Source organism: uncultured Acetobacterium sp., assembly GCF_927416815.1.
GTDB lineage: Bacteria > Bacillota > Clostridia > Eubacteriales > Eubacteriaceae > Acetobacterium.
In genome coordinates, this window is the sequence record NZ_CAKMJU010000088.1 from 1 (window position 1) to 11596 (window position 11596).

The following is an 11596-nucleotide window of genomic DNA, read 5'->3' on the forward strand; positions in this document are numbered from 1 at the left end:
GCATTTCCAAATGGCGCAGCAGGGTTAATTGAAGTAACTACCGCCAGTGATGGAAAAATTAAAATGATTGAAGTAAAGGACAATGGGGTGGGGTTAAACCAAAATTTTTAGATTAAAAAATAGCTCAAAGTTTAACTATCCAAAATAGATAGTTAAACCTTAAGCTACGTCGCTTATAAAATTGCCTCGTTGCAATTTATAGTTTAAATGCAAATGAAGTTTTTGTTCCTTCACTTCCTGTTTCAATAATTAATTTACCCACCAGTTTTTCATAAACGTATGATTTTACAATCGATAATCCCAAACTGTTGGTTTTTATCTGGCCGGGTTTATACCCCACCCCATTGTCCTTTACTTCAATCATTTTAATTTTTCCATCACTGGCGGTAGTTACTTCAATTAACCCTGCTGCGCCATTTGGAAATGCATATTTCAGGGAATTTTGGATCAATTCATTAACAACCAGGGCGACAACGGTTGATTTTTCACTGTCGATGAAAAAATCAGTTCCCTTAACCGTAATCTCAATCTTGTCGTTGTCGGTTACGCCAAAGGATATCATATTGTGTTTTATTTTATCGAGCACCTCTCTGACCGACACCAGATCATTCGATTTATTCTCAAGCAGTTCGTGAGTTACTGCAATACTCATAATCCGATTAATGCTGTCGCTTAAGATGGTTTTAACCGCAGGATCTTTAGAGCTCCGACTTTGAAGCCTCAGTAAAGATGCCACTGTTTGAAGATTATTCTTAATCCGATGATGTATTTCGTGCGAGCTGACCAAGTAGTTGTTTACCTCATTCTCATATTTTCGCATTTCGGTGATATCATCAATAAAGACAATCACATCAACATTCTTTTTGATGCGCATGATGATATGAATGCGATAAAATTTTTCACCGATCGTTACCTTGCCATCATAACATTTTTCAATAATAACATGACTTTGATCATCACTGCTGAAGGTTCCCTGGATATTTGCGATAATATCATCAAAATTTTTGGGTGAATAGTTCAAATTGTCAAAATGCTGATTCTTTATCGATTTATAACCCAGCTCCTGATACAATTTAACCGCCCGTTGATTGTAGTACCTTAAATGACCGCTTATGTCAAAGATTAAAATACCTTCCCGCAATTGCAATTCTTCATTATCGCTGTTAATCCCAAAAATCGACCCCCACACCGCATCGATTTTATCATTGTCCGGCATTGGTTCTAGCTTTACCACTGGTTTTTCATCTGAATTCAAATCCAGCACTTTTTCTAGTATTAAAGTGGCTACCACATTGTCCTGGTGTTTGATCGGCACAACGGTTTGTCTGGTCCAGATTTTATTCTCATGGCGGTCAAAGCTTACGCCAATGATTTCTTTTGAAGTTACACCCAAATCAAAGGAGCGAAATACCGCTGGTTCATTCTCCCGATAGATAATATCACCCAGAAATGAGTCGACATAAATTGACTGTCTTTCTTTATAGGACTCGGCCACAACAACGGCCAGATCCTCATTATGAACCTTGATATCGATAAAGGTTTCGCCATCAAAACCTTCATTGAAATAGGGCAAAATCTTGGCCACATCGATAATCGCTTCGATTTCGTCATTATTTAAGAGGGTATATTCTTTGCATTTTTTGATTATAAAATCACGATCACAGGAGTAAACCATATCATCCGCCTTTATTTGCCCGCATCAGCAACATTTCACTGATAATCCGCAGCGAACAGCTTTTCTCCATACTCAGAGACCGCATTTTCTGATAAGCAGTATTTTCATCCAGGCCTTCACTTTGCATTAAAAAGCCTTTAGCTCTCTCGATTATTTTACGTTCTTCCAATCTTTTTGTGGCTTCATCGAGCTTGTCTTCGGTATCAGTAGTTTCCTGCGCCTTTGCATAGGCAATTTTTAGAGCTGGTACCAGACTCTTTTCATCAACCGCTTTGACAACATAACCAAACACACCAACATTTTTGGCTCCTTCAATAAAGACCTCATCCGAATAGGCAGTCAGTAAAACAACACATTTGCATAGCCCGTCGCGGCGAATAATTCTAGCGGCGCTGATCCCATCCAAATTCGGCATGTTAATATCCATCAGCACCAGATCTGGTTGGTGGTTTTACATAGATTAATGGCATCAAAGCCATCTTTTCCCTCATCGACCACATCAAACCCGGCATCTTCCAACATACAGCGGATATCCATCCGTGTTACTGGTTCATCTTCAACAATGATAATTCTCATACTAACCTCAATTCCACTCAAGAAATTTTCGTAACTCCTCGATATTTTGATTTTTTAGCGATGAAATTCTAAATATTTCGTTGACTCCAGTTTGTCTTAACGCGTCATAAGCGTAATCGTCAGTCTCATCATCCTCAATTAAATCGGTTTTTGTTACGATACCAATGATCTCTTTGGTGAACATTCTGGCAAAACCAGGCGGAAAGACATTTCGTCTGCTTTTACAGTCCATCACCAGCGCTACCACATCGGCTTCGACCGAGGTCACATGCAAGGCCGAATAATAACCGCGATTCTCCAGATATTCTCCTGGTGTATCAATTACATTCCGATGAAATTCGATCACCTGGGTCTTGTCATAATCGAGATGGCAGGATTCCAGCCGCTGATAAAGAGTCGTTTTGCCGCTTCCTGAAGCTCCGACAAACATCACTTTTTTCATTGTGCCCTCCTAAGATCGGGTGACGGTTGGAATCGACATCCCCTGCAGCATCGACAGGGTCTTGAGCACCTCGCTAATTGATGCTTCCACCGAGGCGACATCGCCTTCGATGACTAATGACCCATTAAAACGATCAACGTAACCGATTTCAACGTCTCCCGATTTAACCGCTACATCGGCTGCGATAATCGCTGCTTCACTGGGGGTGATCGTTAGAATCCCGATCGAATTGCGGTTTTCCGCTAATCCCAACTTTTTATAAAGGCTATTATCGGGATTGACTATAATATGCGCTAAGGTAACCTGTTTTCCGGGAACATATTCCTGGATCACGCGTTTGACATCTTCATTCATTGTTGAATTCTCCTTGTCAGTTAGAGCATCTTCAACAAACCAATCATATAAAATAATCATTTGTTTGTCAACACTTTAACCTGAAATACTCACTTTATCCACGACTCTTGTGATCATTTACAGCCTGCTCACACTGCCTGCATTAAGGATTATTATTAACACTGACTGACTAAATAACCAAACGTTAGCGTCAGCATAATAATCAATCCTTAAGCAGCTAGTCTAAGATATTCTTTTATCTTATTATGTCTAACTATTCAGCTTGATCCATTTCTGCCGGTAAAATAAGTGACACAGTTTCATGGGGTCTGGCAATAACGTGAACTGAGATCAGCATGCCAACTCGTGAAGCTGCTGCTGCACCGGCATCTGTGGCGGCTTTGACAGCTCCGACATCACCTCTGACAATAACGGTTACTAAGCCGCTACCGATTTGCTCTTTACCAACCAACCTTACATTAGCAGCCTTAACCATCGCATCTGCAGCTTCAATGGCTCCTACTAATCCTTTTGTTTCAATCATTCCTAACGCTTCTGTTGAACTCATTTTTTCCTCCTGTAGTTTTATTTGAAATACAATCTTATTTCTAGTCTATTTCTTTTCTTCACATAAATCCTGCCAGTTAGCCGGATAGGCGGCAAAGAAAAATGTGCAATGGTCTGGCGAGCTAAATGTTACCGGTGTTTCTTTGGGGATAAAGATCACGTCGCCGCCATGTCCGGTGTAGGTTTTACCATTATAGGTAATTTCCAAAGTTCCTTCGATGATATAGTCCAGTTCATCATAGCCGAGATACCAGTCAAAAGCAGATTTTTCAATTTTTAAAAAGCCGGTGGCCATGTTGGGGCTTTCTTCAATGGTGAGGATTTCTTTAAAGGTAACCTTGTCTGTCGGATTTCCGGTATCGAAGGTTTCAAAAACAACACGATCTCTTTTTATCAGTTTAATTCTATCGGTCTCCGTGTTCTTTTTTAATTGTTGTTGATCTGATTTAAAAGATTCCAAGACCTCGTTGACAATCCGGTTCAACAATTCTTCTGAAATATCCACACCGGCGGTGCTGTCTTTAAGCATTTCTTCATTATCATTCTTCATATCTCTTTTTGTTCCTCCTTCTTTCTACGATTGCTAGCTTTATAACAGGGTACTTTTAAAATTTTTATGCGGCGATGGAATAATTGAGTAGTAGACGATATTGCCACTTTCTTTGATTGAAGCGACCCCAGCTTCCATCGATGCATTCACTTCTGAAATATCACCAGTCATAACGACATAGGATTTTCCACCGATGCCAGAACCCAGTCGTAAATCTACCAGTTGTACCCCGGATGATTTAACACAGGTATCGGCGGCGACGATCAACGATGCCATTGCCAGACTTTCGATCACCCCGATTGCGCCAATTTTATCAATCGTAGCCGATCCGGTCATGGCTGGAAAAAGCTGCTCATCAACATTGGGAATCATTAAATCATCAATAATAAATTCCTTGCCCAGCTCTTTCCCGGCCTTTATTGAATTTTCAACCGACCCGACGTCGCCATAGATTAAGGTAATATATTTTCCCGGACACGTTGCTGTTGAAAACATCAATTGGACGTTGGCTGTCTTTAGCATATGATCCGCCACTTCCATACCTTTTGCGATACTATTGAGTTCCACAAAACCAATTGCATTTATCATCCTATCCCTCCTTGGGCTTCAATTGTTATCATCTCAGGGGTGACCTCTTTAATGATTCCGGCGATACTGGCATGAACCTTTGCCCCCAGATCTCCACTTTCAATGCTGCCAATCACGGTTCCTTTGCTGACTGACATGCCTTTTTGGACAACCGCTTTGACGGCTGTGCCAAGATGCTGTTTTAGGGGGATCCTTACCGATTCGACTTGATGCTCAAATTTTTGCAGTGGTGCTGGCCGATCATATTCTTTAAGCCCCAGCCGCCCAATTAAGCGCTTAACCGGAATTTTGCGGTATTCAATCATTTCTGATGGCGGCTTTTGTTCTTCGTTTCTATCAATTTTAATGCCTGCTTTGGCCATTTCCTGTTTAATCATGATATTGACTCTTCGGGGGGATAAACCATTTGGACAAGCATATAATTCACAGGCCCCGCATTCAGAACAAGCCAGGGCTGTTTTCATTCCCGAGAAATCAGACAAGCCATAGTTGGCAATCCGCATGACGATGTGTGGTTTAACATGATGACCAAGTAAATCCCGGGGACATAAATCGGTACACTTCTGGCACTGGATACAGGCAATCCGCGATTGTTTCAAGACCTGTTCCAAGCTTTTCATTTTTTCCCGGATCACTAGAGCATCCTGGTTTAATAAAATAATCGCCTTTGTGGTTTTGGTTATCGGTAAGTCAAAATCGGTGATCAGCTTGCCCATCATCGGACCGCCGTCGATGCCGACCATACTTTCAAATGTTTCGACCCCGCATAATTCCAGTGCTTTTTTGTAACTCATCCCAATTGCTAGCGATAGGGTGACTGGCTGATTAACTTCCCCGGTGACGGTAACAAAGGTACTGGTGACGGGGATTCCCGCTACAGCCTGGTTGACGTTTAAAATGGTTTCAACATTACAGACAATACAACCGACATTTAAGGGAATCCCGCCTTTGGGGACAACTCTTTTTAAAACTTCGTAGACGGTTATCTGTTCATCTCCTGCTGGATAGAAATCTTTTAGCGGACAGATTTCGATTTTTTCATAATGTGTGATCTGCTGCTGCAAGCATGCAATGACTTCCTGATGCTTTTCCTTAACTGCAATCACGCCCTTAGCAGCACCTGTTTCTTCGACAATTCTGCTTAAGCCATCGAGGATATCACCGGTATAATGAACCAATAATTCCTGATCGACCCGGATTAATGGTTCGCACTCGGCGGCATTAACGATGATATAGTCGGCACGCGCCGCCAGCTTCACCGCAGTCGGAAAACCGGCACCGCCGGCACCGACTACCCCCGCTTCAATGATGCTGTTGATAAATTCACTACTCATTAATACCCTCCTGACCATCATTTTTTTCGTCGATAATACCAATAATAATGGCATCAACCGGTGCATCTTTCAGGCCTTCGGTCCTTCTGGCCGAGCTGCCATTCGTAATCAATACCAACTCCCCGATTCCCGCGCCAATTAAGTCGGTGGCTACCACGATTCGCGGATTATCCGCTTCTTTCTGATGATCCAGTAGTTTTACCTTTAAGAATTTTAGTCCCTTTAACTCAGCTTCTTTTCTGGTGCACCAGATACTATCGACAACTCGTCCAATTACCATTTAAGCTTCTCCCCCTTCACCCGCTATGCAATCCTTTACACTTAAAAAAACAAAAAACTTCTATGTCATTACCCTTTGAGTGGATAATCACATAGAAGCTTCGTCGCTTTTTACAAATACTCCGTTGCATTTGTCATATTAAATTGTATTTATTATCTCAGAATACCTTTTAATTGTCAACCTGAATTATTAATTTTATCGCTTTGCTTATTCAATTTTGTTAGAATAAGCCTCTTTGTTTAGCAGCTCTGTAAACAAAGAGGCATCTTGAATCCTGTTAATTAGACATCCCGTTAGACTTCCAAGTTTTTCTTGCGGAAGGCTTTAAGGTACTTTACATTGAAACTATCGCGGCCGATCAGTGTTTCTGCGGCACAGATGTTAGACATCATTTTTCTATCGAGTGGATCAATCAGCAGTGCATCCAGACCTTTTGCAATCGCCATCACGGCAAAATTACGGTTTAGGAATTTTCGTTCTGGCAGTCCAAAGGAAATATTTGACAAACCACAAATGGTATGGATGCCTTGATAGTTTGTCATGATCGCTTCCACGGTATCAATAAAACCTTTACCATAGGTAATGTCGGTCGAGATTGGTTGAACTAATGGATCAACATAAATGTTTTCCATTTTAACGCCTTTTTGAACCAACTTATTGATTAGCATATCCGCTATTTTTAAGCGATCTTCTTTCGATTCGGGCATTTTTTCGTCATCCATGCACAGGGCTACTATTTTTAGATCAGTGCCGGCAATCAGCGGTAAGATGGTATCGAGTCGTTTCTGTTCCAGGGAAATGGAATTGATCATGGCGTCTTCGCCATTAAGTGCAATCCCCCGTTCAATGACCTTCGGGTCAGGGCTGTCAATCGAAATCGGAAGCTTTGAGACTTCTTTGATGTTTTTGATCAGCCACTCCATATAGTCGCCTTCTTTGCCCACAAAGATCCCGGCATTGACATCAATATAGGTCGCTCCGGCTTCAGTTTGGTCGATAGCCAGCTTTTTAATGAAATCACTATCACCCTGCTTAATGGCCTCGCCAACGGATTTTCGGCTAGCGTTAATTAATTCTCCTACAATGATCATCTCGCGCCCCTACTTATGAAGCCAGTAGATTTCTTGCAAATACGACCGCTTCACCTGCGTCTTCTGCAAAACCATCGGCGCCAATTTCTTTGGCAAATTCTTCGGTTACAGGTGCCCCGCCGACCATTGTTTTGACACTTAAACCAGATTTTCTAATGGCTTCGACGGTTTCACCCATGGTGGTCATGGTGGTGGTTAACAGGGCGGATAAACAGATGATCCCGGCATTGTTTGCTTTGGCTGTTTCAATAAATTTGTCTGCCGGTACATCAATGCCAAGATCGATGACCTCAAAGCCAGCACTTTCCATCATCATTGAAACAAGATTTTTGCCGATGTCATGGAGGTCGCCTTCAACGGTACCGATTACGACCAGGCCTTTTCCGCCATCGTCACCTTTAAGATGGGGTTTAATGACTTGCATGCCGGCTTTCATGGCATTAGCGGCCATCAGCATTTCTGGTACATAGAGGTCCCCGATCGAGAAAAGTCGACCTACCTCATCCATGGCGCCGATAAGACCTTCGTTTAGAATAATCTGGGGGTCTACACCAGCTTCAATCGCCTCTTTTACTGCTTCGACAACATCATCGTCTTCAAATTCCATAATTGCATCATAAATTGCTTGTGTACTCATTTTAAATTCTCCTTGTTTTTCCTGTATTCAATCAAGTATTTAGTCAGTATTTAGTCCGTATTTAATTAATTATTTATTTATTTAATACCATTGTTGTGCCTACCAGACCATATCGCCTTTTACCAGGCCGGGGAAGTTATTTCTAATTTTTTCATCAATTTCCGCCGGGAAGGATTTTTGAACTGAGTTTTCAAAGATCTTATTAACTTGTTCAAATGCCCGTTCTTCAGCTGTGGATCTGCTTGCTTCCCATTTTTTGCGCATTTCTCTGGTGGCAACCTTGGGATAGAAGGCCATTTTACGCATGTTTTTCTGGGTATGTTTAAGATCCAGATAGGTTCCGCCTGGTCCAACTTCATGGATCAGATCCAAGCAAAGGTTGGCTTCGCTAAATTCCATTCCCCGTTTCATCCGTTTGAGCATTAGAGCGATTTCATTGTCAATAACGGCTTTAGAAAAGTCAAAGGCCATCAGGCTTCCGAGTAAACCACCCATGTTAAACATATCTGAGCCAGCTAAAAGCGCGCCGGTGGTATTAATCCCAGTTTCATATCCACATTGGGCATCATTAATCTGTGAATTGGTTAAGCCAATGTATCCGCCTGAGGGGACGCCATAGAATCTGGCCATTTGCGAATGTGCCATTTGCAGCATTCCGGTTTCAACGGCACCGGGAGCGTAGTTACCGGTCCGCAAATCGGCGACGGTTGATAAGACTGCATAGATCATCGGTGCGCCTGGACGGATCAGCTGAATCAGTGTCGATAAGGCTAAAAATTCGGCATTTCCTAAAACCAGGGTTCCGGTCATCGTCATTGGAGCGGTCATCCCTGCATTCGGAACGATGGTGCCGTAAACCGGCAGTCCTTTTTCAGTCAGATAAATGACCGCATCGGTGGAATCGACATCCATGGTCAAAGGTGAAACCACTGGACAATAATGATGATTGATAAAGGGTCTTTCTTTATAGGCTTCTTTACCGCCGGCAATGATCGCTCCCAGTTCCAGAACATCTTCGAGATCTTTGATGGTTGGGGTATTGCTGCGGACTGGTTTTTTGCAATTCTTTAAAGCCGGGTAAAAGCGCGAGATGCTGGTTTGACCCTTTGGTGCGTCCTGCGCCAGGGTCGAAATTGAGAATACATCAAAGCCATCCAGCTCATTGATCAGGTTGGCAATATTAGCGATATCAGAAGAGGTTGCCCGACGGTCTTCGCCGGTTATTGGATCGATGATATTGGGTGCCGAGCTTCCGGTAATGACGACTGGTCGATTGTCTGGTAAGACAATATCAAACTTGGGATCCTGAGCCGTAAATTTATATTCTGGCACGTAAGATTTGCGACATTCTTCGACCAGCTTTCCGGGAATTTTTACCAGATGGGTTGTTTCATCAACCGAACAGCCTGCTTTTTTAAAGATTTCTCGGGCTTTTTCATTTCTGACACTTAATCCGGTATTTTGCAAAATGTCCAATGAGGCTTCGTGAATCCGGGTCACTTCTGCTTCTGTAAAATAGTCCATAAATTTCATTGATTATTCCTCCAATGTGGTTTTAGTATTGTGGTAACTGGGGAAGTGCTGTTAGCTTTGCTGTCACTTTAATCCGGTCAATGCCTTTCCCAATTACCCGGTTTTATTTCTATTTATGCTCTTTTATACTCTTTAGGTAAGTATTTGAGCCGACTGATGCCTAATTCTGAAATCTTGTATTCTTCAATCAGTTCATCCTTTTCGTCAATGCTGACATCAGCAATTTCAATCAGTCCCAGGGCTCTCATCGATATCAAATGACCGTCCATCGCTTTTTTCTTGAATTGCCCTTCTGTTCCGTAATCACTCTCTAATTCCTTCATGATATCTTCAGATTTCACACTATCTTTTTTTGTTGACATCAGATATAGAATTCTGAAGCGCAGGGGTAGTTTAACAGCCATCTTTCATACCTCCATATGCTTTCTTAATTTGCTTTTTTATTTGCTTCTCTAACTTATTTGCTTCTTTAACTTATTTGCTTCTTAAATTGATTAGTTCTTTAGGATTCGCACCGACTAAAATTGCGCCACAGGTGATTGCCAGACCACCGATGATTAGAGTTGGTGTAATTTCTGTTCCAATTAACAACCAGCCAAATAATACTGACCATAAGGCATAGGTAATGTTTAATGCCATTGCTCGGGCTGCCCCGGTCATATTGATGGCCTTATACCAGCAGATGTAAGATCCGCCACCTAAAAGTGCAGCGATAAGAATAATCCAAAGACTGGTTGTCGTAAACGCTGCCGCGATCATCTGATAGCCGACGACGCCAAACATAATTGGAATAATAGCTACAAAATAGACACTGAATGAGGCCGCTTCACGAATACCAACCGCAACTTCTGGATCAACCATGTCCATCCCAAATCCTGAGATGACGCCTTCTGTTCCCCAACCAATTGCTGCTAGGCAGGCCAAGGCGATTCCGGCGTAGAAGTATGGGTACATGCCGGCATCGGGCGGAACCCAGCTGACGACCATAACCCCGGCGATTGAAAGGAGAATACCGATCCAAGTTCGGACACTAATTTTTTCCTTAAGGACAAAAACAGAAAGAATTGCTCCAATGGCCGGATAAATTGCCGTAATGGCCAATGCATAAGATGGTCCGGCCAGGGTGATACCCAGCATATAACCCGACATCCCAATAGGACCTCCGAAACAGGCTGCCAAGCAAACAAGCATTCCTGGTTTTGTTCTGATGGTTCGGCCATATTCCCGCCATTTACCATTAATTAAATTATATAAGAAAACCCAAAGCCCAGCTAAACCATCGTGCATTGCTGCGCCAACAATCGGTGCCAAAAGAAGACTGACACCTTCGGTAAATGGTGCCATTCCAAAAGCTATGCTCATGACGACGCCACTTAATCCCCAGGAAGCACCAGAAGCGACTCCATAAAGCAGGCCCTTCTTTGCATGGCCTATTTCCTGTTTTTCTAAACGTTCTGTAGTGTTCATAAAAATCCGCCTTTCAAAATTTTATTTTAGGTATTTTTTTATTCTATTTTTTTATAGCCTGTCGACCATTTCCTTAATTGCTTCTTCGTTATCTTCAATCCAATCCATCAATTTAATCTGATGTTTCAGGTAGGCGAGATACTCGTAATCATTAAGCTCGTCCATATCATTATAGTAGGCATCGACACACCAGTTAATCAGATAGACATTGGCAAAGGCTAACATATTTTTCATTGAGGCCTTTTCTTCAACGGTAAAGCGGCTTAATCCTTTTAGCTCATGCATCTTCTGTTCATAGGCATTTAAGAAGATCTCGCATTTATCAAGGCGCATCTTGTCTTCTTCTTTGTCCTCCCAGAAACAACAGGAATAAATCATACCCAGACAAACATCAAAAAGTCTTAACCCGGATTTCGAGTAACAGGGTCTGCAGGCCGCAAAAATACAGCATTCCCCGTTTTTTTTCTGTCACTACCTTCTTTCATTCACTGAGGTTTTCCGGCGTTTAACCAGATCGACAATC

At 42.3% G+C, this 11596-nt stretch carries 16 protein-coding genes; all 16 read right to left on the reverse strand.

Annotated elements, in window-relative coordinates:
* Positions 1-196: 196 nt before the first annotated feature.
* The 16 genes from QZ998_RS12195 to QZ998_RS12270 all read right to left on the reverse strand — a co-directional run bounded on the left by QZ998_RS12195 (position 197) and on the right by QZ998_RS12270 (position 11451).
* Positions 197-1675: a histidine kinase N-terminal domain-containing protein gene (locus QZ998_RS12195; protein ID WP_296560978.1), complete on the reverse strand. Its 1479-nt coding sequence runs from the start codon at positions 1673-1675 to the stop codon at positions 197-199.
* Between the two features lies 1 nt (position 1676).
* Complete coding sequence (locus QZ998_RS12200; protein ID WP_296560980.1) at positions 1677-2102, reverse strand: ANTAR domain-containing protein; 426 nt, start codon at positions 2100-2102, stop codon at positions 1677-1679.
* Positions 2102-2251, reverse strand: a complete 150-nt coding sequence (locus QZ998_RS12205; RefSeq protein ID WP_296560982.1) for a hypothetical protein — start codon at positions 2249-2251, stop codon at positions 2102-2104. The genes QZ998_RS12200 and QZ998_RS12205 overlap by 1 nt, the downstream gene beginning before the upstream one ends.
* Before the next feature lie 7 nt (positions 2252-2258).
* Positions 2259-2693, reverse strand: coding sequence for a EutP/PduV family microcompartment system protein (locus QZ998_RS12210; RefSeq protein ID WP_296560984.1), 435 nt, complete (start codon positions 2691-2693; stop codon positions 2259-2261).
* A 9-nt stretch (positions 2694-2702) separates the two neighbouring features.
* Positions 2703-3047, reverse strand: coding sequence for a BMC domain-containing protein (locus QZ998_RS12215; RefSeq protein WP_296560985.1), 345 nt, complete (start codon positions 3045-3047; stop codon positions 2703-2705).
* Positions 3048-3300: 253 nt separating this feature from the next.
* Positions 3301-3594 carry a BMC domain-containing protein gene (locus QZ998_RS12220; RefSeq protein ID WP_296560986.1) on the reverse strand — a complete coding sequence of 98 codons (294 nt, stop codon included), beginning with the start codon at positions 3592-3594 and terminating at the stop codon, positions 3301-3303.
* A gap of 45 nt (positions 3595-3639) precedes the next feature.
* The gene (locus QZ998_RS12225) at positions 3640-4143 is read right to left on the reverse strand and encodes a cupin domain-containing protein (RefSeq protein ID WP_296560987.1); all 504 of its coding nucleotides are present in this window, start codon (positions 4141-4143) and stop codon (positions 3640-3642) included.
* A gap of 39 nt (positions 4144-4182) precedes the next feature.
* Positions 4183-4731, reverse strand: coding sequence for a BMC domain-containing protein (locus tag QZ998_RS12230; RefSeq protein ID WP_296560989.1), 549 nt, complete (start codon positions 4729-4731; stop codon positions 4183-4185).
* A complete protein-coding gene (locus tag QZ998_RS12235) occupies positions 4728-6065 on the reverse strand; it encodes a 4Fe-4S dicluster domain-containing protein (protein ID WP_296560992.1) in 1338 nt (445 codons plus the stop codon). Before QZ998_RS12235 ends, QZ998_RS12230 begins: the two co-directional genes overlap by 4 nt.
* Positions 6058-6345: a EutN/CcmL family microcompartment protein gene (locus tag QZ998_RS12240; RefSeq protein ID WP_296560994.1), complete on the reverse strand. Its 288-nt coding sequence runs from the start codon at positions 6343-6345 to the stop codon at positions 6058-6060. The genes QZ998_RS12235 and QZ998_RS12240 overlap by 8 nt, the downstream gene beginning before the upstream one ends.
* A 293-nt stretch (positions 6346-6638) precedes the next feature.
* Positions 6639-7436, reverse strand: coding sequence for a dihydropteroate synthase (locus QZ998_RS12245; protein WP_296560996.1), 798 nt, complete (start codon positions 7434-7436; stop codon positions 6639-6641).
* A gap of 13 nt (positions 7437-7449) precedes the next feature.
* Positions 7450-8073 (reverse strand): corrinoid protein, encoded by a 624-nt coding sequence (locus QZ998_RS12250; RefSeq protein ID WP_296560997.1) that lies wholly within the window; start codon positions 8071-8073, stop codon positions 7450-7452.
* A gap of 99 nt (positions 8074-8172) precedes the next feature.
* On the reverse strand, positions 8173-9606 hold the full coding sequence (locus QZ998_RS12255) for a trimethylamine methyltransferase family protein (protein WP_296560999.1): 1434 nt from the start codon (positions 9604-9606) through the stop codon (positions 8173-8175).
* A gap of 113 nt (positions 9607-9719) precedes the next feature.
* The gene (locus QZ998_RS12260) at positions 9720-10010 is read right to left on the reverse strand and encodes a hypothetical protein (protein ID WP_296561001.1); all 291 of its coding nucleotides are present in this window, start codon (positions 10008-10010) and stop codon (positions 9720-9722) included.
* Positions 10011-10080: 70 nt separating this feature from the next.
* Entirely contained in the window at positions 10081-11073 is a 993-nt protein-coding gene (locus tag QZ998_RS12265; protein ID WP_296561002.1) for a DMT family transporter, read from the reverse strand.
* 51 nt (positions 11074-11124) lie between these two features.
* On the reverse strand, positions 11125-11451 hold the full coding sequence (locus QZ998_RS12270) for a hypothetical protein (RefSeq protein WP_296561003.1): 327 nt from the start codon (positions 11449-11451) through the stop codon (positions 11125-11127).
* Between the last annotated feature and the right edge of the window lie 145 nt (positions 11452-11596).